General features: G+C 59.1%; 17 protein-coding genes. 7 read left to right on the forward strand and 10 right to left on the reverse strand.

Annotated features, from left to right (window positions below):
• Positions 1-2 precede the first annotated feature (2 nt).
• The 5 genes from G5149_RS04520 to yciA all read left to right on the forward strand — a co-directional run bounded on the left by G5149_RS04520 (position 3) and on the right by yciA (position 7873).
• A complete protein-coding gene (locus G5149_RS04520) occupies positions 3-1649 on the forward strand; it encodes an NAD(P)-binding protein (RefSeq protein WP_421211775.1) in 1647 nt (548 codons plus the stop codon).
• A complete protein-coding gene (gene nifJ / locus G5149_RS04525) occupies positions 1646-5221 on the forward strand; it encodes a pyruvate:ferredoxin (flavodoxin) oxidoreductase (RefSeq protein ID WP_421211777.1) in 3576 nt (1191 codons plus the stop codon). The genes G5149_RS04520 and nifJ overlap by 4 nt, the downstream gene beginning before the upstream one ends.
• 201 nt (positions 5222-5422) lie before the next feature.
• Positions 5423-6304: an SH3 domain-containing protein gene (locus G5149_RS04530; protein ID WP_421211779.1), complete on the forward strand. Its 882-nt coding sequence runs from the start codon at positions 5423-5425 to the stop codon at positions 6302-6304.
• A 256-nt stretch (positions 6305-6560) separates the two neighbouring features.
• On the forward strand, positions 6561-7409 hold the full coding sequence (locus tag G5149_RS04535; RefSeq protein WP_421211780.1) for an NAD-dependent epimerase/dehydratase family protein: 849 nt from the start codon (positions 6561-6563) through the stop codon (positions 7407-7409).
• 59 nt (positions 7410-7468) lie between these two features.
• On the forward strand, positions 7469-7873 hold the full coding sequence (gene yciA, locus G5149_RS04540) for an acyl-CoA thioester hydrolase YciA (RefSeq protein WP_421211782.1): 405 nt from the start codon (positions 7469-7471) through the stop codon (positions 7871-7873).
• Here the strand turns inward: yciA and G5149_RS04545 are convergent, their stop codons facing one another.
• Entirely contained in the window at positions 7874-8098 is a 225-nt protein-coding gene (locus tag G5149_RS04545) for a hypothetical protein (RefSeq protein WP_005337874.1), read from the reverse strand.
• A 107-nt stretch (positions 8099-8205) separates the two neighbouring features.
• Between G5149_RS04545 and G5149_RS04550 the strand changes: the two genes are divergently transcribed.
• Positions 8206-9051: an endonuclease/exonuclease/phosphatase family protein gene (locus G5149_RS04550; protein WP_421211784.1), complete on the forward strand. Its 846-nt coding sequence runs from the start codon at positions 8206-8208 to the stop codon at positions 9049-9051.
• 104 nt (positions 9052-9155) lie between these two features.
• Here G5149_RS04550 and G5149_RS04555 read toward each other — a convergent pair whose 3' ends face one another.
• The 9 genes from G5149_RS04555 to G5149_RS04595 all read right to left on the reverse strand — a co-directional run bounded on the left by G5149_RS04555 (position 9156) and on the right by G5149_RS04595 (position 20093).
• On the reverse strand, positions 9156-9452 hold the full coding sequence (locus G5149_RS04555) for a GrxA family glutaredoxin (RefSeq protein ID WP_421211806.1): 297 nt from the start codon (positions 9450-9452) through the stop codon (positions 9156-9158).
• A 94-nt stretch (positions 9453-9546) separates the two neighbouring features.
• Positions 9547-10983 (reverse strand): D-alanyl-D-alanine carboxypeptidase/D-alanyl-D-alanine endopeptidase, encoded by a 1437-nt coding sequence (dacB, locus tag G5149_RS04560; protein ID WP_216979114.1) that lies wholly within the window; start codon positions 10981-10983, stop codon positions 9547-9549.
• 132 nt (positions 10984-11115) lie between these two features.
• Complete coding sequence (locus tag G5149_RS04565; RefSeq protein WP_421211785.1) at positions 11116-12876, reverse strand: DEAD/DEAH box helicase; 1761 nt, start codon at positions 12874-12876, stop codon at positions 11116-11118.
• A 103-nt stretch (positions 12877-12979) separates the two neighbouring features.
• On the reverse strand, positions 12980-14017 hold the full coding sequence (locus tag G5149_RS04570; RefSeq protein WP_005344402.1) for an HlyD family secretion protein: 1038 nt from the start codon (positions 14015-14017) through the stop codon (positions 12980-12982).
• 3 nt (positions 14018-14020) lie between these two features.
• Positions 14021-14359: a DUF3302 domain-containing protein gene (locus G5149_RS04575; RefSeq protein WP_042032410.1), complete on the reverse strand. Its 339-nt coding sequence runs from the start codon at positions 14357-14359 to the stop codon at positions 14021-14023.
• 211 nt (positions 14360-14570) lie between these two features.
• On the reverse strand, positions 14571-15992 hold the full coding sequence (locus tag G5149_RS04580) for a carbon starvation protein A (protein WP_139747507.1): 1422 nt from the start codon (positions 15990-15992) through the stop codon (positions 14571-14573).
• Between the two features lie 140 nt (positions 15993-16132).
• On the reverse strand, positions 16133-16837 hold the full coding sequence (gene btsR / locus G5149_RS04585) for a two-component system response regulator BtsR (RefSeq protein ID WP_421211788.1): 705 nt from the start codon (positions 16835-16837) through the stop codon (positions 16133-16135).
• A complete protein-coding gene (locus G5149_RS04590) occupies positions 16834-18504 on the reverse strand; it encodes a LytS/YhcK type 5TM receptor domain-containing protein (RefSeq protein ID WP_421211790.1) in 1671 nt (556 codons plus the stop codon). Before G5149_RS04590 ends, btsR begins: the two co-directional genes overlap by 4 nt.
• 353 nt (positions 18505-18857) lie before the next feature.
• Positions 18858-20093 (reverse strand): HD-GYP domain-containing protein, encoded by a 1236-nt coding sequence (locus tag G5149_RS04595; RefSeq protein ID WP_040066103.1) that lies wholly within the window; start codon positions 20091-20093, stop codon positions 18858-18860.
• A gap of 230 nt (positions 20094-20323) precedes the next feature.
• Between G5149_RS04595 and G5149_RS04600 the strand changes: the two genes are divergently transcribed.
• A complete protein-coding gene (locus G5149_RS04600; RefSeq protein ID WP_421211792.1) occupies positions 20324-21940 on the forward strand; it encodes a phosphoethanolamine transferase in 1617 nt (538 codons plus the stop codon).
• Positions 21941-21948: the final 8 nt, after the last annotated feature.

Here is a 21948-nt window from a genome sequence, read left to right on the forward strand (position 1 = left end):
GTATGAGCAAACAACTGGACATGACCCCATTGCCGGATCTTTCCCTGAAAACGGGAACAGGCCCGGTGCGTACCCGGCTACCCGTCTGGCGGCCGGCCCTGCCACCCTGCAATCACGCCTGCCCGGCCGGAGAAAATATCCAGGCCTGGCTCTCTTTGGCGCAGGCCGGCCGCTTTGAGGCGGCCTGGCAGACCCTGATCGAAGAGAACCCCTTGCCCGCCATTCATGGCCGGGTCTGCTATCACCCCTGCGAGAGCGCCTGCAACCGCGGTCAGGTGGATGAATCCGTCTCCATTCACGCCATCGAACGCTTCCTCGGCGACGAAGCGCTGGCCCGTGGTTGGCAGCCAGCGCCACCAGCCCCTGCCAGCGGTAAGAAGGTGCTGGTCATAGGCGCTGGTCCCTCCGGTCTCTCCTGCGCCTGGCACCTCAACCGGCTCGGCCATCAGGTGGAGATCCGCGAAGCGGGGCCGCTTGCTGGCGGCATGCTGCGTTTCGGTATTCCCGCCTATCGTTTGCCCCGCGATGTGCTGGATCGGGAGGTGGCCCGCATCGTGGCGGCCGGGGTGACGCTGACCCTCAACCACAAGGTGGAGGATGTGCTGCGCGAGCGCGACGAGGGGGGCTTTGATGCCGTCTTTATGGCTATCGGTGCCCATCTGGCCAAGCGGGTCGATATTCCGGCCCGGGAAGCGGGCAAGATCCTCGATGCGGTGAGTTTCCTCGAGCAGGCCAGTCTTGCCGAAGAGCAGGGCTTACCACCCCCCAAACTGGGACGGCGGGTGGCCATCTACGGCGGCGGCAATACCGCCATGGATGCGGCCCGTACCGCCCACCGTTTGGGCGTTGAAGAGGCAATGATCATCTATCGCCGCGACCGGGACCATATGCCGGCCCACGCCTTTGAAGCCGACGAGGCCGAGGAGGAGGGGATCAAGATCAACTGGTTGCGCAGCATCCGCCAGCTCGACAACACCAATATCGAGGTGGAGGTGATGGCGCTGGATGCCGATGGCAAGCCGGTGCCCACCGGCAAGTTTGAAACCCTCGAAGCGGACTCCCTTATTCTGGCGCTCGGTCAGGAGGTCGATCTCTCTGTGCTGGAGAGCATTCCCGGCGTGCGGGTCAACAAGGAGGGGGTCGTACAGGTGGCTGGCAACCTGATGACGGATGTGCCGGGTCTGTTTGCGGGCGGCGACATGGTGCCCTCCGAGCGCACCGTCACCATCGCCACCGGCCATGGCAAGAAGGCGGCGCGCCATATGGATGCCTGGCTGCGCGGTCGCCACTATCAGAAGATGGTCTCTTACCCGCTGGTGGGGCCGGAGCAGTTGCAACTCTGGTTCCAGACCCACGCGCCCGCCAGCAGTCAGCCGGTCAAACCGGCATGGGCGCGAGATGACTTTGGCGAGATCATCGGCGGGCTGGATGAGGTGGCCGCCCGTTACGAGGCGGCGCGCTGCTACTCCTGCGGCAACTGCTTCGAGTGTGACGGCTGCTACGGCAGTTGCCCCGAGCAGGCCATCGCCAAGTTGGGGCCGGGTCTGGGGTATCAGGTGGATGCCGAGCGCTGCACCGGCTGCGGTGCCTGCCACGACCAGTGTCCCTGTCACGCCATCCTGCTGCGCCAACCGGAGGAGTCCCAATGAAACATGAACTGATCATGGTCGATGGCAACGAAGCCGCGGCCCGGGTGGCCTACCAGCTGAGCGAAGTGTGTGCCATCTACCCCATTACCCCGAGCTCGACCATGGCCGAACTGGCCGATGCCTGGGCGGCGGAGGGACAGACCAACCTGTGGGGCAACATCCCCACCGTGGTGGAGATGCAGAGTGAAGGGGGGGCGGCCGGTACAGTACACGGCGCCCTGCAGGCGGGGGCGCTCGCCACCACCTTCACCGCCAGTCAGGGGCTGATGCTGATGCTGCCCAACATGTACAAGATCGCCGGTGAATTGACCTCGGCGGTGTTCCATGTGGCGGCCCGTTCGCTCGCGGCGCAGGGACTGTCGATTTTTGGCGACCATCAGGACGTGATGGCGGCGCGCAGCACCGGCTTTGCCATGCTCGCCTCCGGCTCGGTGCAGGAGGCGCAGGACCTGGCCTTGGTCGCTCACAGCGTCACCCTGCAGTGCCGGGTGCCCTTTATCCACTTCTTCGACGGGTTCCGTACCTCCCACGAGGTGAACAAGATCACCGCCCTGCATCGGGATGAAATTCGTGCCCTTATCGACAACGACTGGGTGCGTGCCCACCGTGCCCGGGCGCTGAACCCGGATCATCCGGTGATGCGCGGCACCGCCCAGAACCCGGATACCTATTTCCAGTCCCGCGAGAGCGTCAACCCCTTCTACGAAGCGGTACCTGTGCGGGTGCAGCAGTGCATGGACAACCTCGGCGAGCTGACCGGCCGCCACTATCGACTGGTGGAGTATCACGGCGCGCCTGATGCCACCGACGTCATCGTGCTGATGGGCTCGGGGGCGGCTACCGCCTGTACCACCGTGGATTGGCTCAACCAACAGGATCGCAAGACCGGGGTCTTGGTTGTGCGCCTCTATCGCCCCTTCCCGGTACAGGCGCTGCTCGATGCGCTGCCCGCGAGCGTGCGGCGCATGGCGGTGCTGGATCGCACCAAGGAGCCGGGGGCCGGTGGCGAGCCGCTGCTGCTGGATGTGCAGAGCGCCCTGATCGACGGTTTGCAGCGCGGCCTTATCAAGCGGCTGCCGTGGCTCAGTGGCGGTCGCTATGGCCTCTCTTCCAAAGAGTTCACCCCTGCCATGTGCGCGGCGGTGTTTGAGGAGCTGGCATCGGATGCGCCGCGTCCGCGCTTTACCGTGGGGATTGTGGATGATGTGTCGGGGCTCAGTCTGGCCTGGCACCCCATCGGCGATCTGGAGCCCGCCAGCCGGGTGCGGGCACTCTTCTTCGGCCTTGGTGCCGACGGCACGGTGGGCGCCAACAAGAACAGCATCAAGATCATCGGCGAGCTGGAGGGCTTCCACGCTCAGGGCTACTTCGTCTACGACTCCAAGAAGTCGGGCTCGCGCACCGTCTCCCACCTGCGCTTTGGCCCCGAGCCCATCGATGCCCCCTGGCTTATCGAGCAGGCGAGCTTTATCGGCTGCCACCAGTGGGGTTTTGTCGAGTCGGTGGATCTGCTGGAGCACGCCGCCGAAGGGGCGACCCTGCTGCTCAATGCTCCCTATGAGCCTGACCGTGTCTGGGCCGAGCTGCCCGAGCGGCTGCGCGCCCGCATTCGCGCCCTCGATATCCGCCTTTACTGCATCGATGGGGATCGGGTAGCCGAGCGCAACGGCATGGGCAATCGCATCAACACCATCATGCAGACCTGCTTCTTCGCGCTGGCTGGCATCTTGCCGCGGGATGAGGCGATTGCGCTGATCAAGGAGAGCATCGAGAAGAGCTATGCCCGCAAGGGGCCCGAAGTGGTCGAGCGCAACTTCGCGGCGGTGGACGACACCCTGGCCCACCTCCATCAGGTGGCCATCCCGGCCGGTGAGGAGCAGATCAGCGACTATCCGCTGCCATTGGCGCCGGGTGGCAGCGAGTTTGTCCAGCGGGTTACTGGCGAGATGCTGGCGGGGCGCGGCGATCTGATCCCCGTCTCCATGCTGCCGGTGGATGGCACTTACCCCACTGCCACCAGCCGCTTCGAGAAGCGCGATATCGCCCGCGAGATCCCGATTTGGAATTCGGATATCTGCATCCAGTGCGGCAACTGCGTCTTTGTTTGCCCCCACGCGGCGCTGCGGGCCAAGTTCTACCATCAGGACTGGCTGGCGACCGCCCCCGAGGCAGCGCAGTCGGTGCCCGTCACCGCCAAGGGCTTCCCCGACAGCCGCTACACCTTGCAGCTCTACCCGGAAGATTGCACCGGCTGCGGCCAGTGCGTGCAGGCCTGTCCGGTGCGGGCCGGAGCGGATGAGAGCCATGAAGGCGAGCGCGCCATCGCCATGATGGACAAGGCGCCGTATCTGGCTGGCCAGAAACAGGCGCTGCGCTGGTTCGAGAGCCTGCCCTGGCCTGCCCGCGAGCGGGTGGACTTCTCCACGGTGCGCGGCACCCAGTTCCTCGAACCCCTGTTCGAGTTCTCCGGTGCCTGCGCTGGTTGTGGCGAGACCCCGTACCTCAAGCTGCTGACCCAGTTGTTTGGCGACCGCATGTTGGTGGCCAACGCCACCGGCTGCTCTTCCATCTACGGCGGCAACCTGCCGACCACCCCGTGGGCCAAGAACGGTGAAGGGAAGGGGCCGGCCTGGTCGAACTCCCTGTTTGAGGACAACGCCGAGTTTGGCTTTGGCTTTCGTCTCACCGCCGATCAACATCACGGTCAGGCGGTGGCGGCCCTTGAAGCGATGAAGGGGGAGCTGGGCGCCGAGCTGGTCGATACCCTGATTAGCGCGCCGCAGCGGCTGGAGTCGGAGATCCGTGCCCAGCGCACCCGGGTCGCGCAAGTGCGGGAGCGGCTGGAAGAGGTGAAATCCGGCAAGGCCCGCGAGCTGCTGTCGCTTATCGATCAGCTGGTGCGCCGCTCGGTCTGGATTATCGGCGGCGATGGCTGGGCCTATGACATCGGCTCATCGGGGCTCGATCATGTGCTCGCCTCCGGCCGCGATGTGAACGTGCTGGTGATGGATACCGAGGTCTACTCCAACACCGGCGGCCAGATGTCGAAATCGACCCCGCTCGGCGCCGTCGCCAAGTTCGCGGCGGGAGGCAAGACGCTGGCCAAGAAGGATGTGGCGTTGCAGGCCATCTCCTACGGCAACGTCTATGTTGCCCGTATCGCCTTTGGTGCCAACCCGCAGCAGGCGCTGCAGGCCTTGCGTGAGGCCGAAGCCTATCCGGGCCCGTCGCTTATCATCGCCTACAGCCACTGTATCGCCCACGGTATCGATATGGAGTTTGGCCTGACCCAGCAAAAACGGGCCGTCGCCTCTGGTCACTGGCCGCTGATGCGCTACAACCCGGTATTGCGCAGTGCGGGGCAGAACCCCTTCAGCCTCGACAGCCTGCGCCCCTCCATCCCCCTTGCTGAATACCGGCAGGAGGAGACCCGTTATCGGGTGCTGGCCCAGAGCCATCCGGAGGAGGCCGAGCGGCTGATGCAGGTGGCGCAAAAAGTGGCGTGGCAGAAGTGGGCCACCTACGAGGAGATGGCCACTCGCGAAGCCAGCCATTTCCATCCGCCGGTGTGAGTATGGGGTGAGTGAAATATAACCAAGCGGGCCACTGGCCCGCTTTTTGTGTGGAAAGAAAGTGAGTTGTCTGTTGAGTAAAAATATACAATTTTCCGAAAAAGTTTGGTGTTATGTAGAAATTCGTCAGTACTAGCACATTGAGAAAAATGAAAATTATGGATAATCTACGTGCAAATATAATTAAAGGGAACCTGTAAAATGAGCCAGTATATAGAGGGTGTCGCAAAGGTTTATTCGCTATCGAATCAACCGTGGATGAAACAGATGGACAGAATTCAATCTGTTCTAAATCCAGCGTGGAGGAAGGAAATTGAACGTATTAATGCTATTCAAAAGTCTATTATTAGTCCAGAAGTTACACTGCTTTCTAAGTCCATAAATAAATACAAAATAAATCTGACTTGGTTGGATGAGTTTTCCCAGCTCGGGATACAAAAATACCTGAGGTCTATTGAGCGAAATTTCCCAGCATTCAATAATCTTACACACCTCCCTAACGAGTTTATTTTGACATTAAACTTGTTGAAACAACATCGGGCCTTGATTCAAAGTGTTGATTTTTATGAGTGTTCAGCCGAATTAGTTGAATATGAAGATGGCTCTGATATTTCCAGTGTATTATCTGAAGTAAACGAAACACTTAGAGAAAGTAGTTTATCTCGACATTCATTATTAGAAGCCCTTCAGAAACTTCCAGGGTTCTTTAAAGTTATTATACTGTTGTTTATAACTGAAATAATTGCGCCGATAACTGTTGATATATACATTAAACCTGAGATTGAAGAGTTTCTAAGGAACAATGATGAACCTCGTAGAGTTCAGACTAATGCGATTAAAAAACTTCCTAAAAGTATCGGTGTAGATGTAACACCTCTAAACAGATTTATTAGCGGAGATGAGGTTCGATTGAGATCTTTACCATCTATCAAGTCAGAGATAATTATGACTTTAAATTTTGGGCAATCTGTATACGTTCTTGAAAAGAATCGTAGTTGGATAAAGGTTGCAATACCTCAAAAACAAGGTGAGCCGTTAGAAGGCTGGGTGTTTACTGAATATACAGAGCGCTTTAATAAATAGCTCTAGCCAGTTGTGCAAAACATAGCCAATATATTGATGGTCAAGTGTTCCTTTGCCGAGGTTGCTACAGAAATATATGTTATTGATGAATGAAAATAGAATGATGTGACAGCGAGAGAGATTTAGTGAAATTGCCGCAGAACAGATACAAATATTACCAGCTCAACAGCATTTATCTATCTGCAAGCCAAGGCTTCCTTTTCTTCCCAAGGCAGGTAAGCTGCGGGGCAAATAGCGTCAAGCAGGAGAAGGGACGATGACAGAGCAGCATATCGCCGGGACGATCGGCATTCTGGGGGCGGGGTGGCTCGGGCTGCCGCTGGCGCGAGCCCTGTTGGCGGCTGGCAAGCAGGTGGCGGTGACGGTCAGCAGCACCGAAAAAGCGGCCCGTTTGCAGGGGGAGGGGATCAACGCCTATCCGCTGACCATCTCTGCCAACATGGGCTCTGCCGAGATGTCCGTTGCTGATCAACAAGCGCCGTGGCCCATCCCCTGCGAATCGCTGGTTATCTGCGTACCGCCCAGCAAGACCGATGATTATTCGCAGGCGGTGGCAAAGGCCTGCGCGTTGGCCAAAGCGCACGGCACCCGGCGGGTGCTGTTTGTCAGTGCCACCTCGGTATGGGGCGCAGGGCAGCAGGAGGGGGAAGAACCCAAACCGCGTCATGCCCGTGGCGAGCGGATGCTGGCAGCGGAGCGGGCGGTGCTGGCGGCCGGTTTCGAGTCGGTGATGATAGTGCGCCCCTCCGGCCTTTATGGCCCGGATCGCCATCCCGGCCGTTTCCTCGCGGGCAAGACCCTGGATGGCGGCGCCCAGTCGGTCAATCTGGTCCATCTGGACGATGTGGTGGCGGCTTGCATGCTGCTGCTGGAGCGGGGCAAGGACGGGGATGTTTTCAACCTGAGCGCGCCGGTGCACCCGCGCCGCGAGCAGTTCTACCCCTTTGCGGCGCGCCAGCAGGGGCTGCCCGCGCCGGTCTTTATCGAGCCTGCCGGTGAATTTCAGCCCATCGATGGTCAGCTGATTTGCCAGCAGATGGGATTCAACTATCGCTGGCCCGATCCGGCCCACTGGTTTGCCGAGCTCGCCGCCTCGGGCAATTGAGGTTTGCCAAGGGGGTGATCGCCCCCTATCATGCCGCCATCCATGAGAGAGAGGCGGTAATGATGGTAGATACAAAACGTCACCCCGATGGGGAGTTGTTGCTGAGAACCCTGGCAATGCCAGCCGATACCAACCCCAATGGCGACATCTTTGGTGGCTGGATCATGTCCCAGATGGATATAGGTGGGGGCATTATGGCCAAGGAGCTGGCAAAAGGACGTATTTGTACCGTATCCGTCGAAGGCATGACCTTTCACAGTCCGGTCAAGGTGGGCGATGTGGTCTGCTGCTACGGCCGCTGCATGAAGATTGGCCGCAGCTCCATGACGCTCAAGCTGGAGGTGTGGGTCAAGCCGGTACTGCGGGAGAACGATGCCCAGCGTTACTGTGTGACCGAGGGGATCTTCACCTATGTCGCCATCGACGAACAGGGCAAATCCCGCCCGGTTCCGGTGAGTGCCTGATTAAATCAGCCGGGCATTGATGATGGAGATTTCCTGCTCAAGCCCGGTTTTTTGCCGTATCATGCGTTCCAGCATCTCTTCCGAGCCCACATATTGCAGGGTGTCAAACAGGCAGAGATCGCATTGAGGGTCCCGTCTTATCTGATAGACGGTGGCCAGCTCCACTTGATGACAATTTCCTTGTTGATCATAAAACGTCACGTTGTACCGAAGTTCTTTCGCCATGAGACAAGGTCCTTCTGGTTGGGTGGAACAGGGACTATCAGCTTAGTCGGCGTGGATGACGTTTGTGATGGTCGCAACAAAAAGCAAAGGCGGGCGGTTGTTAGCCAATGAAAAATAGTTATCGCATTCTTGGCACCTCCCTGCTGACCCTGGGGTTGGTAGGCTGTTTTGAGGTGCCGGATCAGAACCATCTGGTCACAGCTCAAGGGATTGTGCCGGGACTCGACTGCCAGCGTCCGCCGCTGGTAGCGTTGGCGACCACGGCGCTGCCCCGTGAATTCGGGATGACGGTGTGGAATCTCTACAAGGGCCAGCGCAAGAACTGGCGTGAAGGGATGGACAGTTACGCCAAGGGGCAGGATCTGGTGCTGCTGCAAGAGTCGGCCACTCGTCCCGATATGCTCGACTGGCTGCGCGCCGGTGATTTCCAGTGGCAACAGCTGCAAGCCTTCACCCAGGGCGGCGTGTCGTTCGGGGTGATGACGGTGGCCAAGACCCCGCAGGCGTTCGTCTGTGGCGTGCGCTCCCCCGAGCCCTTGCTGCGCATCCCCAAATCCGGGCTGGTGAGCCTCTATCCGCTGCAGGGCGATCCTGACGGCGTGATGGTCATCAATATCCATGCGGTCAATTTCGAGCTGGGGATGGCGACCTTCCGCGAGCAGCTCAACGATCTGACTTCCTTGGTGCGTCGTCATCAGGGGCCGGTGATCCTGGCCGGTGATTTCAACACCTGGAGTGACAAACGTCAGTTCTGGCTGAACAAGCTGGTGGACGAGCTGGGTCTGCAAGAGGCCGTGCCGGTGCCTGACTTGCGTCGCACCGCCTTCGGTCGTCCGCTGGATCACCTCTACTACCGCAATCTGGATCTGGTTGAGGTGAGTTCACCGGCGACCGATTCCTCAGATCACAACCCCATCATCGCGCGCTTTGCTGCCCAGTCTGTGACTCCCTGATCGGGAATGATGTGTGCGTGTTGCCCATAAAAAATCCGGCGCCTGATGGCGCCGGATTTTTTATACGCTCTAGCGGTCAACCCGCTCGGGATGACCCGCAGGCATTACTGGTAGAGACCCAGATTCGCTTTGGCGTAGGCTTCGAAATCGGTGCAGCCACCGATGTGCTGCTCGTCCAGGAAGATCTGTGGCACGGTATTGACCGGCTTGCCGGCGCTCTTGGCCAGATCTTCTTTGGTGATGCCTTCGGCATGGATATCCACGTAGCGGAATTTGAAGTCATCGCGCTGTTCGGTCAGCAGCTCGGCGATCTGTACGGCACGGACACAATAGGGGCAACCCGGGCGACCAAAAATCACTGCAAACATATTTTCTCTCCGTTTTTTAAGCCGTTTTTGTATGGCCGTTGATGTGAGGCAGGCAACAGCATAGCCCTGCCTCGTGGCGACTTGAAGCCGAAATTATCGATACCGTGATTCGAGTGGGCCTATTGGATCAGCTCTCATCGGCGATCTGGATCGGTTGCTGTTGATAGATGCTCTCCAGCACCCCCTTCTCGAATACTGTCCAGGGCCACGGCGCCTTGCTGGCACGGTAGCGCTCATGGGTGGCCGGATCTTGGGACAGGCCACGCTGGAACATCACAAACGCCTTGCGCTGGCCGCCTGCCGTGTCGATAAAGCCCACCAGATTGGAGGTGCCGGTGATGGTACCTGTCTTGGCGTGGACCTTGTTCTTCATCATGGGGGCGGTGACACTGCGACGCCATGCCAGGGTGCCATCCACCTGAGAGCTTGGCAGCAGCTTGATCAGGCCAAGCTCGGCATCGTTTTTCTGGATGTAGTCCAGCACTGACAGCATCTGGCGGGCACTGATGAGATTGTGAGCGGAGAGGCCGGAGCCGTCGGCCAGGGTCGCATTACCCAGATCGATACCATGTTTGGTCAGGATAGCGCGCACTGCCATGGTGCCGCTGCGATAGCTGCCCGGCTTGTTGTAGTAGTGACGGCCCACGGTTTTGAGGAAGGTATCGGCATAGAGGTTGTCCGATTTCTTCAGCATCTTGGCCAGCATCACCGGCAGGGAGACCGAGTAGTGGGTGCCGAGGGTCTCTGCCCCTTCAGGGGCCTTGTGGGTGACCCGCAGCAGGCCATCATGCTTGATACCGGCACGGTTCATCGCCCAGCGGATGTTGTCCCAGCCCCAGGCTTCCACGTCGTGAATAGCGAAACGCAGACCCTGCGGCTCTTTATTCGGGGTGATGCAGCCTTTGAGTTCGTAGAAGTTGCCCTTGGCCATGTCCACTTCCAGTGCGCAGAACTGGCGCGCCATGTCGCCATAGCTCATCACTTCCACGTTGTCGGCACCGATGCCGATGGGGACGCCGGTGGCCACATTGCCGACCGCCGGTTTGCCAATCTGGGTGGCAGTGATGGTGCCGTAGGCGCAGTTCTTGTCGATGATGACCGAGGAGACGGGCGCGGCGAAGCAGAGGGTCTGATCCCCCCACGACCAGCCGTTGCCGCGCTCGTAGCCGTTGTAGGCGCCGGTGTTGACGTAGACATTGCCCTTGATGCTGGTGACGCCGAGTTGTTTGAACAGGGCGAGCAGATCCATGCGGGAGAGGGTGGGGTCGCCGACGAAGTTGATCCAGATATCACCGTTGATGGTGTCGCCCTGTTTGGCGCCGGGCTGGGCCTGAATGTCGGTAGCGAAGCGGAAATCGGCACCCAGCTCGAGGCGGGCCGCCAGCGCTGTGAGCACCTTCATGGTGGAAGCGGGGGCGATCATCTGATCCGCATGACGGGCAAATTCAACGCCGTTGTTGCCCTGCACTATGATGGCGTACTGGCCCCCCTGGGGCGGGGTGAGCGGGGCGGCCTGGGCCGCCAGGGAAAAGAGAGCACAAAAACCAATCAACAGCCGCTGCATAACATCCTCTAACATGACGAAGGGGGCCCGGCAGTGGTGCCGGCCCTGATAATTCAACCTTGTTTCACCCGCCGATGCCGGATCGGCCGTGGCAAAGCTATTCATACGATTTATGCCGGTCGCCACTGGCCATCACGCCAGCGAGTTGGCGGTGCGATAGCGACCCTCATAATCAAAAATCTTCTCTTTTATCTGCCAAAAGCGCCCCGATTTGCGGGCGATGACGAAATCGGGATGACGGAACTGGCTTTGTGCCGCCAGCACGCTCGCCAGGGTGGCAAATTCGGGTTCCAGACCCGGGGCGGGCCAATGATGACGCACAAAGTGCTGTTGAAACAAGCGCCGTGCGCCCGGGGAGTGAAATCCGAAGTATTCGCTGAGGGTCAATCCATCCTCATCGTGATAGGTCACCTCCAGCCGCTCCCCCTGTTTGCCGCGCCCTTCTGTGAGGGTCAGCCCCGCACAGCGGATCACCATGCAATCTTTGAGATTGAGCGCCTCTTTGAGCTTGTCGTCAGGGTCCACCAGCAGCTGATCGCAGCTCTGGCAGCGGCGGGCGGCGATGTCATTCTCCGCACCGCAGCCGGGGCAGATCTTGGCGCGAAAGCGGTAGTCACACTCTTCGCGGTTGCCCTCGTCATCTTCAAACAGCCCCTGACAGCGGCGGCCGTAGTGCTCGATCACCTTGCCATCCTCGTCGGTCTTGCCCCAGAAGGTGTTGGCAAAGCCGCAGGCGGGGCAGGGCACCTGTACCGGTTCGGTACCGGCGTGGGGGCGAGGCTCCCCCACTTCGGGGGCGAACAGGTTGAAGTTGTTGCCCGCATAGTCGAGCACCAGACAATCGCTCTTGCCCGGCGAGAGACGCAGGCCCCGCCCGACGATCTGCTGGTAGAGGGAGACCGACTCGGTGGGCCTGAGCATCACGATAAGATCGACATGAGGGGCATCGAAGCCTGTGGTGAGCACCGCCACGTTGACCAGAAACTTGAGCTCGCGTGCCTTGAAGGCGTTGATGAGGGCATCGCGCTCCGGCCCCGGCGTCTCACCGGTGATAAGGGCCGCCTGCTGGCCTCTGGCGCCAAGCAGGCCGTGAATTTCCCGGGCGTGTTCGACGGTGGCGGAGAAGATCATCACCCCCTGCCGGTCGGAGGCATACTCCAGCACCTGGCTCAGGATATGGGGGGTAACCCGCTCCTGACGCTTGAGCTCGCCGTTGAGATCCGCCTCGCTGAAGAGGCCATTCTCCCGCGGCACCAGCTTGCTGAAGTCGTAGTGGACGATGGGGGCATCCACCATGCGTGGCGGCGTCAGGTAACCGTTTTTCACCATGAAGCGCAGCGGCAGCTCGAACACGCAGTCGCCAAACAGCCGTTCGCCGTGGCTCTTGACCATGCCGTGATAGTGGCGCCGGTAGATCCAGCCCAGCCCCAGCCGATAGGGGGTAGCGGTGAGGCCGAGGATCTTGAGGGCCGGATTGGCGGCCTTGAGGTGGTCGATCACCTGATGGTACTGGCTGTCGTCATCGAGCGAGACCCGGTGGCACTCGTCGATGATGAGCAGCGAGAAGGCGCTGTCGAAGGCCGCCAGATTGCGGGCGACCGATTGCACCGAGCCGAACACCACCTGGGCGCTTGCCTCCTTGCGGGCGAGACCGGCGGCAAAAATGTCGGCCTTGAGCCCCCACGCCTCGTACTTGGCGTGGTTCTGTTCCACCAGCTCCTTGACGTGGGCCAGTACCAGCACCCGTCCGCGCGCCTTGCGGGCCAGTTCGGCGATCACCAGACTCTTGCCGGCCCCGGTGGGCAGCACCACCACGGCGGGATCCGGGTGTTTGCGAAAGTGGCTGATGACGGCGTTGACGGCGTCGGTCTGATAGGGTCTTAGAACGAACATGCAGGTTTGGCGCGGGGCTTGGCAGGATGGCGCCATTATAGGGATCTTGCCGCCAAAAAACAGCGGGCCGACATGATGCCGGCCCGTTGAATACATTGCGTGCTTAGTGGAAGGGGAAGAGGTAATTCATCCAGCTTGCCATGCGCAGCAGCACTTTGCGCATTACAGAAACATGGTGGAAATACTCGGTATAGACAGCGGCTTGTCCGCTGGCACCCGCGATTACCTGATACTTTGCCCATTCGGGGTCGGTAATGGAGATCAGTACCGGCATACGACCCGGACGAATGGCGCTATTCTGGTCAAGCAGCATAGCGTTGGCCTGCACGTTACCGGCGGCAATGGCCGGGATCACGGCGGTCACCTTGCCCTTGAAGATCTTGCCGGGAATACCGTCGATCACCACTTCGGCCTCATCACCCACCGCCAGACGCTGCATGCTGTTCTGCCAGAACCAGCCAACATAGGCAGTCTCATCTTTGTGGATGAAGGTCATCACCGGACGGTACATAAACGGGGTGGCGATCATGCCTGGACGCAGGGCAAGCTGCACCACATGGCCATCGCTCGGGGCATAGACCACGGTCTGGGCCAGCTGGTATTTGGCTTCATCGAGCTGGGCCTGCAAATCTTCCAGCGTGGCGCGTTGCTGATCCATCTGGGCGGCGATCTCGTCTACGCTCGCCTGAGTCACGTCGAGGTCACGCTGCTTGCCGACGCCGCGGCGCATCAGGTCACTGGCGCGATCTCTGTCCAGTTTGGCTGAGCGTAGTCTGGCGTCAATGGACTTGAGTTGATCCTTGTTGGCATCGAGGCGAGCGCTCAGGCTCTCCACTTTCAGTCTGAAAGGCTCGTCATCGAGGCGAAACAGCACATCGCCCTTCTTCACCGGCTGGTTGGCTTGCACCGGCACCTCGACCACCCGGCCCTTGACCAGCGGTACGATAGGGGTAGAGAGGTAGTAGTTGCGCGCCATCTCGGAGTAGGGGTGGTTGTAGTTCATCAGCATGATGAGGGTGCCGATGAGCACCACACCGCCCAGTGCTGCAGTCGGAACAGTCCACTTGTTGAGCGGGATGCGGAAGATTTTGAAAATGGCTACACAGAGTGCCGTATAGGTCAGGATCAGTAGCAGGTCCATGATTTATCCCTGTTGCTCTTGCTGTTCGATATGGTTGAGACGGCCCTTCAGTTCAGCCAGCTCTTCTCTGAGGGCCGCGATATCATCTTCATCTTTTTGCAGGCGTTGGTTAAAGCCCCAGCCCCGATCCGGGCGGTAGAGGGTGGCCCAGATCCAGAGGAAAGGCCACAACACGTGCAGCGTAAACAGGCTGACCCAGCCGGCAACATGGATGGCATCCTGATGGGGATGATTGCGATGTTTGGCTATTTCGTAAGGAATATCGTGGATCACGATGATTCCGTAGAAGATGACCAGCGCGACAAAGACGAGCAGGCCAAGGGCAAAGTAATCAAGGAACATGTATAACCTCCACTGGCTTTAAGCACAGCTTTATCATTGATTCATATATTCGGGAAAGCAATTTAAAATCACATATTTATCGTCAGGTCGCACGGAATCTTAAGGGCTTGTGCTGTATAGGAGCTTAAGGGAATAACGAGTTGTTTTATTGGTTCTTTTGTCAATTAAAAAGGGGCCTTTTGGCCCCCTTTTCACCACCTCAAGTCAGACATCACCCTTCACTGGGATTGCTAACCAGTGGTTGGCGGAACTTCATCAGGAAGGCCACGGTAATGGCCGCTGTGGCAGTCAGGCCGATGATGGTGGAGGTCCCCATCTCCAGCCCGAACCCGATGGGGGCGTTGGCCAGATAGGTGATCACCACAGCGGTCATGAACATGGCGGGAATGGTGCATATCCAGTGCAGCTTGCCCTCTTTGATGAGGTAGGCAGCCGCAGCCCACAACATGATGACGGCGGTGGTCTGGTTGGCCCAGCCGAAGTAGCGCCAGATCACCCCGAATTCAGCCTTGGAGATGATGAAGCCAAGGATAAACATGGGGATGGCGATCAGCAGACGCTTGGCCAGCGGTTTCTGGGTCATCTTCAGGAAGTCCGCCACGATCAGGCGAGCACTGCGAAACGCGGTGTCACCGGAGGTGATGGGCAGGATCACCACGCCGAGGATGGCCAGAATACCGCCGACTGTGCCGAGCAGGCTGGTGGAGACTTCGTGTACCACGGCCGCCGGGCCGCCGTTGGCCATAGTAGCGTTGAGCGCTTCGGTGCTGTCGTAGAAGGAGAGACCCAGGGTGCACCAGATAAGGGCGATGATCCCTTCACCGATCATTGCGCCGTAGAAGATGAAGCGGCCGGATTTTTCGTTCTGCATGCAGCGCGCCATCAGCGGTGACTGGGTGGCGTGGAAGCCTGATACCGCGCCACAGGCGATGGTGATGAAGAGCAGCGGCCACAGTGGCAGCTCGGTCGGGTGCAGGTTGGAGAAGTCCATCCCGGTGTTGTAGAAGCCTTTGCCGGAGACGATCAAGCCAACGATGAGGCCGACGGACATGAAGACCAGCAGGGCACCAAAGATGGGGTAGAAGCGACCGATGATTTTGTCGATGGGGACGATTGTCGCGAGGATGTAGTAAGCAAAAATCGCCACAATCCAGTAGACCAGATCGGTGGAGGTGAGGTTGGCGAGCAAGCCGGCCGGGCTCAGCACGAATACCACGCCCACCAGCATCAGCAGCACCACGGCAAACAGGTTCATGAAGTGCTTGGCGGCGGTGCCCAGATGTTCACCGACCACGGTTGGCACCGAGGCCCCCTTGGCGCGTACCGACAGCATGCCGGAGAAGTAGTCATGTACCGCACCGGCGAAGATGCAACCGAAGACGATCCAGAGCATGGCGACCGGGCCGTAGAGGGCACCCAGGATGGGGCCGAAGATGGGGCCGACGCCAGCGATGTTGAGCAGTTGAACCAGATAGACTTTCTTGTCCGACATCGGGACATAGTCCACCCCGTCAGCCATGGTGATGGCGGGGGTTTTCAGCTCGGGTTTCGGGCTGAATATCCGTTCGATGAATTTGCCGTATATGAAGTAGCCGGCCACAAGTAAGCCGACACAGAGGAAGAACCAGATCATTGCTACGCTCCTGCATTGTTATTTTTTAGTGTGCAGAGCGAGTCTAAAACGGTTGCGCCTGACTGGCAGGTGAAACTCCCCGAGCGGCGCTTTGGCGCGCCGAGCGGTCGGCGGCTGTGATCAGGCGCACACTCCGCGGCTCAGTCCAGTCCCAGCTGATCTTTGAGCTCCTTGAGATAGCGACGACTGACCGGCACCCGGGCGCCGCTCGGGGTGACAATCTCTGCCAGCTGGTTATCCAGCAACCGGATCTCGAAGATGGCGTTGGGGGAGACCAGATACTGGCGGTGGCAGCGCAGCAGCGGGCTCTTTTCTTCCAGCGATTTGAGGGTGAGCTGGGTGTGGAACAGCTCGCCCTGACAGGCCACATGGACCCCGCCCAGATCGGAGAAGGCATACTCCACCTGCGCGATGGGCAGCAGCCTGACCCGATTGTGCAGATAGCCCGGAATATGTTCGATAGTCGGGGCCAGCCGCTCGATGGGCTGCGGGGAGATATCCTGCTTGAGGCGAGCGAGGGTCTTGGCGAGCCGGGCGGGCTCCACCGGCTTGAGCAGGTAGTCGAAGGCGTTCTCTTCAAACGCCTGAATCGCATATTCGTCAAAGGCGGTGACAAAGACGATGCGGGGCAGGGGGTCGAGCATGGCGACCAGCTCCATGCCGCTCAGCTTGGGCATCTGGATATCGAGGAACACCACATCGGGCTTGAGGCGCTGAATAAGCGGCAGCGCCTCGATGGCGTTGGCCGCTTCCCCCACGATCTCGATGGCAGGATCGCAGGCCAGCTGCTGCCTCAGCTCTTCGCGGGCATAGTGTTCGTCATCGACTATCAGGCTGCGGATCATGGTTGCTCCTTGGGGATGGTGAACGAGACCCGGGTCCACTGTTCCGGCTCGCAGGCAATAGTCACGCCATAGCGCTCGCCAAAGGCGCTTTTCAGTCGCCGATCGACAATGGTCATGCCCAGACCGTCGCCAGCGGGGTGCGCTTGCCAGGTGCCTGCATTATCTTCCACATGGATAGTGACGCTGGTGGGATGCTCATCGGTATAAAGGCGAATGCGCCCCTGCTCCAGCAGAGTTGAGATGCCGTGCTTGATGGCATTCTCGATCAGCGGTTGCAGGGTGAAGCTGGGCAGTCGCAGTGTGGCCAGATGGGGCGGGATTTCGTTTATCACCGTCAGCCGATCGCCAAAGCGGGCCAGCTCGATCTCCAGATAGGATTGGCAGTGCTCCTGCTCCTCCTGCAGGGTCGCAAGGCCGCTCTGGCGTTTGAGGTTCTTGCGAAAGAACAGCGAAAGATGCAGCAGCAGATCCCGCGCCTTGTCCGGATCGCGCCGGGTGATGGCACTGATGGTGTTGAGGGTGTTGAACAGAAAGTGGGGGTTGATCTGGGCCTGGATCAGCTTGAGTTCGGACTGTACCAGCAGCCGCTGATGCTGCTCCAGCCGACCGGCCAGCAACTGCTGTGACAGCAGGTTGGCAATTCCTTCCCCCAGGGTGTGGTTGATCTTGAGAAACAGCCGCTTCTTCGGCTCGTACAGCTTGATGGTGCCGATCACCCCCTTGTCCCCCTGCAGCGGGATCACCAGCACCGAGCCCAGCTGGCATGAGGGGGAGAGGCTGCAGCGATAGGGCTGGCTGTTGCCATCGGCAAACAGCACCTTGTTCTGGGCGATGGCCTGCATGGTGATGGCTGACGCGATGTGGGTGCCCGGCAGATGGTGATCTTCGCCGGTGCCGATAAAGGCGAGGATCTTGTCGGTATCCGTAATGGCCACGGCGCCGACACCGGTCTCCTCCTGAATGATGCGGGCAATCTTGTTGCTCGCCTCCGGGGTAAAGCCCTGACTCATGATCCCCACGGTGCGGTTGGCGATATTGAGCGCCTTGGCGGAGAAGACCCTGGAGAACTTCTCATACATCCGCTGCTGGTCGCGGATCATGCTGATAAAGAGCGCCGCGCCGCAGGAGTTGGCCAGAATCATCGGGGTGGCGATGGTGCGCACCAGCAGCAGGGATTTGTCGAACGGGGTCGCCACCAGCAGGATGATGGCCATCTGCATGATCTCGGCGTAGAGGGTGGTAAAGAAGGCGATACGCGGTTCAAACAGGGCATCCGTTCGCCCCGAGCGCATCAGTCGCCAGTGCACTATGCCCCCGAGCAACCCCTCGCAGGTGGTGGAGATGGCGCAGGCGAGATCGGTAAATCCCCCCAGCGTATAGCGGTGCAGGCCGCCGGTCAGCCCCACCAGAAAGCCCACCAGCGGTCCCCCCAATAATCCCCCCAAGACGGCGCCGACTGCCCGGGTGTTGGCGATGGCATCGTCGATATCGAGGCCCACATAGGTGCCGAGGATACAAAAGCTGGAAAAGATGATGTATATCAGTATCTTGTGAGGTAGTCTCACGGAATAGTTGGCAAGCGGGCGCAGCAACGGGCTTTTCGAGAAGAGATAGGCGATCACCAGGCTGACGCTCATCTGTTGCAGCAAGGAGAGGACCAACTGCATAAAAAACGCTCCTCATAAGCCAGCTGAAAAAATGTTCAGCCCGTGAATAAGTGTGATCAGGATCTTGTTCTGTTGGCCCAACTGGGCGCAACGGGCCGCCAGTTTGCCAGAGAAAGTGGATAAAACCATATTAAATCAGCATGTTAAATTGATATTTGTGTAAGCGGCAGCGGGTTGATATTGATGGATGGAGCATGAATGTATCCACTGGATACGCCACACGGAGGTGGCATGCTCCGCCCGGCCCCTTGGCTGGGCGTTTTTTATACATGGTCAGTTGGCAACCTTCTGATGGGGGTTTGAGCAATTATTCCGGTTTGTCCAATGAGTTATCCCCAGCTTCTGGGGATAACTCAGAATGCAAAGTAGTAGCAGAAGCGGCGGGTCAGGTTGAAGAACTGCCGTTGTCCCTCATCGAGCTCTTCCTGTTTGATAAAAGCAGTGATGGTGCGTTCATCTTCCCGCAGATCGATCATGGCGACGGCTTCCGGCCGCTGGGCCTTGATATAGGGCAGGATCTTCGGCTTGAGGGGCATGGTGGGCTCGGTGGATAGCACCAGCGCAATGCTCTCGTCCGAGAGTTTCACCAGTGATCCCGGCGGATAGACTCCCAGCACCTTGACCAGCAACTTGACCAGATTCTGGTCGAATTTCTTCTGGGATAACTTGTAGAGCTGGCTGATGGCCTGACTCGGCGCGGCCGGGTTGCCGCTGTTGCGGGGATGGAGCAGCTCGTCGTAGAAGTCGACCAGCCCGATCAACCGCGCCAGCGGCGGGATCTCCCCGCCCTTGATCCCGAGCGGATAACCGCTGCCGTCGAGCCGCTCGTGGTGCAGATGGGCGACCTGACGGATTTTCGGTTCAAAGGCGTTGAGCTGGGTCAGCATCTCCAGCCCGTACTGGGGATGCATATTGAGGAAGTTCTGCTCGGCCTTGTTGAGATCCCCCCGTTTTTGGGTGATCTGGCTCGGGATTTTCAGTTCGCCGATGTCGTGGATAAGTCCCGCAAGTCCCGTCTCCTCAATCTCGATGGGATTCATGCCGAGTTCGCGTGCCATCAGCATGGCGATAAAGGCGACGTTGAGGCTGTGTTGCAGCAGGATATCGGTGTGGGGGCTGCGAATAAGGTGGAGCCCGAGAGGCCCTTCATGCTGACTGAGGGTGAAGGCGGCATTGCGGACAATCTGGGCTGTATTGGCCAGCCCTTCATCCGGTTTGAGGTTGAGTGCCCCGAGTGCATCGCGCAGCTCGCTCATGGATTGGCCAAAGGCTTTGTCGGCGGCGCGCATGGAGCGGCGAAAGGCTTTCTCGTCAAAGGGGGGCGGGCCCGAGGCAATCAGCTCTTCCAACTCGTCAAGGTCAGGCCCGGCATCCGGGATATCGCCGCGCAGCAGCGGCTCGATAGGCAGATCGCTCTTGTCGGGGTCGACCATCAGCAGGGTGAGATCAAGATGACGGAGAATGTCGAGTTGCTGCTGATCCTTGATCTTGAAGGTATTGAACATAAACGGGTGGTTAGTCCATCCCGTGGGAAGATGGATATAGTGGCCTACTCTCAATTGCTCTATCGAGGCTTGGATCAGTGCCATCGGTTAACCTGCATTTCGTGAATGCCTACTCAACAAGCTAGCAAAATCCGATGGATAGACAACTAAAAATCCATTTCGGGGCTGCGGAGCACCCCGTGCTGTGATGGTGCGCACGAGCGCTGTGCTTCTCCTCTTAATTCGCGCTTAAGTTTTACTTCCTACGCTGGCCCCGTCGTTTTTGTTGGCTTGGCCGGCCCGCTGCGCTGCAGGCCGGTATGTAGGAGTTGTTTATGCGTGTAACCCTCGGTGTACTGCAGACCAATCTGTTGCTGGTGCTCTTTTTCGCCCTGGTACTGAACTGGCCAATCTTTTTGCATTTCTATACGGTGCTCAGCACCCTGACCCATGTCAAAGCCGGATTTGTCATCTCGATCCCGCTGGTGCTGATCGCGGCGCTCAATGCCGTGTTTATTCCCTTCACGTTCCGGTTTGTGCTCAAGCCTTTTTTTACCGTGCTCATTCTGACTGGCTCCATCGTCAGCTACGCCATGCTCAAATACGGCGTCATCTTTGATGTAGGCATGATCCAGAACATAGTGGAGACCAACAGTGGTGAGGCGGGGGCCTATTTGAATGGCTCGGTTGTGCTCTGGTTTCTGCTGACCGGGCTGCTGCCTGTCCTGGTGCTCTGGTCGCTGCGGATCCGCTATCCGGCTCGCTGGTATCAGGGGTTGGCGTGGCGGGCTGGTGCACTGGCTATCTCTCTGCTGTTTATCGGGGGAGTTGCGTCACTTTACTATCAGGATTACGCCTCGGTCGGGCGCAACAACAAGTCGCTGGCCAAAGAGATTGTGCCTGCCAACTATGTGCACGGCCTCTACAAATATGGGCGGGATGTGCTGTTTGCCACGCCGATCCCCTACCAGCATCTGGGGACAGATGCCAGGGTAGTGGCGCGGGGAAGCAAGCCGACTTTGATGTTCCTGGTGGTGGGTGAGACGGCGCGCAGCCAGAACTACTCCCTTAACGGGTATGGAAAGGCGACCAACAGCTTTACGGCCAAAGAGCAGGGGGTGGTGTCGTTCAGGGATGTGCGCTCCTGCGGCACGGCCACCGCCGTCTCGGTGCCCTGCATGTTCTCCAACCTCACGCGGCGTGGTTACGATGAACAGCTTGCCAACTCCCGTGATGGCCTGCTCGATGTGCTGCAACATGCCGGTGTATCTGTGCTGTGGAAAGAGAACGATGGCGGTTGCAAAGGGGTGTGCCGTAATGTGCCGACCATCGAGATCCTCCCCAAATCCTACCCGGCGCTTTGCCAGGGGGAATCCTGCTATGACGAGGTACTGCTGGAGGGGCTGGATCAGCAGATTGCCGGTATGAAGGGCAACAAGCTGGTGGCCTTTCACCTGATGGGCAGCCATGGCCCGACCTATTTCCGTCGTTATCCCGTCGGCGAGCGCGCCTTTATGCCGGATTGTCCGCGTAGCGACATCGAAAACTGCAGTAACGAAGAGCTGGTCAACACCTATGACAACACCATCCGCTACACCGACAAGGTGGTGGGACTGCTGATAGACAAGCTCAAGTCGCTGGAGAGCCAGTACAATGTGGGACTGGTCTATCTATCCGATCACGGTGAATCCCTTGGGGCTATGGGGCTCTATCTGCATGGCACGCCCTACAAGTTTGCGCCGGATGATCAGACCCGGGTGCCGCTGCTGACCTGGTTCTCGCCCCAGTTACAGGCCGATCGCCAGCTGGATATGGGTTGCCTGGCGGCGGAGGCGAGCAGTCAGCGCTTCTCCCATGACAATCTCTTTCACTCCATGCTGGGGATCATGGATGTGCAGACCCGTGTTTACGACAACAAGCTGGATCTGTTCAAGCCATGTCGGGCGGGCTAAACCGCCAG

Origin of the sequence: Aeromonas sp. 600479 (assembly GCF_049175515.1) — a bacterium.
GTDB lineage: Bacteria > Pseudomonadota > Gammaproteobacteria > Enterobacterales > Aeromonadaceae > Aeromonas > Aeromonas veronii_A.

What these genes read in the sequence shown, in the direction of transcription:
- G5149_RS04570 (WP_005344402.1), bottom strand. Translation starts at nt 14,017, where the DNA reads ATGGACCTGCTACTGATCCTGACCTATACGGCACTCTGTGTAGCCATT.
- G5149_RS04595 (WP_040066103.1), bottom strand. Translation starts at nt 20,093, where the DNA reads ATGGCACTGATCCAAGCCTCGATAGAGCAATTGAGAGTAGGCCACTAT.
- G5149_RS04575 (WP_042032410.1), bottom strand. Translation starts at nt 14,359, where the DNA reads ATGTTCCTTGATTACTTTGCCCTTGGCCTGCTCGTCTTTGTCGCGCTG.
- dacB (WP_216979114.1), bottom strand. Translation starts at nt 10,983, where the DNA reads ATGCAGCGGCTGTTGATTGGTTTTTGTGCTCTCTTTTCCCTGGCGGCC.
- G5149_RS04530 (WP_421211779.1), top strand. Translation starts at nt 5,423, where the DNA reads ATGAGCCAGTATATAGAGGGTGTCGCAAAGGTTTATTCGCTATCGAAT.
- G5149_RS04520 (WP_421211775.1), top strand. Translation starts at nt 3, where the DNA reads ATGAGCAAACAACTGGACATGACCCCATTGCCGGATCTTTCCCTGAAA.
- G5149_RS04600 (WP_421211792.1), top strand. Translation starts at nt 20,324, where the DNA reads ATGCGTGTAACCCTCGGTGTACTGCAGACCAATCTGTTGCTGGTGCTC.
- nifJ (WP_421211777.1), top strand. Translation starts at nt 1,646, where the DNA reads ATGAAACATGAACTGATCATGGTCGATGGCAACGAAGCCGCGGCCCGG.
- G5149_RS04590 (WP_421211790.1), bottom strand. Translation starts at nt 18,504, where the DNA reads ATGCAGTTGGTCCTCTCCTTGCTGCAACAGATGAGCGTCAGCCTGGTG.
- btsR (WP_421211788.1), bottom strand. Translation starts at nt 16,837, where the DNA reads ATGATCCGCAGCCTGATAGTCGATGACGAACACTATGCCCGCGAAGAG.
- G5149_RS04545 (WP_005337874.1), bottom strand. Translation starts at nt 8,098, where the DNA reads ATGGCGAAAGAACTTCGGTACAACGTGACGTTTTATGATCAACAAGGA.
- yciA (WP_421211782.1), top strand. Translation starts at nt 7,469, where the DNA reads ATGATGGTAGATACAAAACGTCACCCCGATGGGGAGTTGTTGCTGAGA.
- G5149_RS04565 (WP_421211785.1), bottom strand. Translation starts at nt 12,876, where the DNA reads ATGTTCGTTCTAAGACCCTATCAGACCGACGCCGTCAACGCCGTCATC.
- G5149_RS04550 (WP_421211784.1), top strand. Translation starts at nt 8,206, where the DNA reads ATGAAAAATAGTTATCGCATTCTTGGCACCTCCCTGCTGACCCTGGGG.
- G5149_RS04580 (WP_139747507.1), bottom strand. Translation starts at nt 15,992, where the DNA reads ATGATCTGGTTCTTCCTCTGTGTCGGCTTACTTGTGGCCGGCTACTTC.
- G5149_RS04535 (WP_421211780.1), top strand. Translation starts at nt 6,561, where the DNA reads ATGACAGAGCAGCATATCGCCGGGACGATCGGCATTCTGGGGGCGGGG.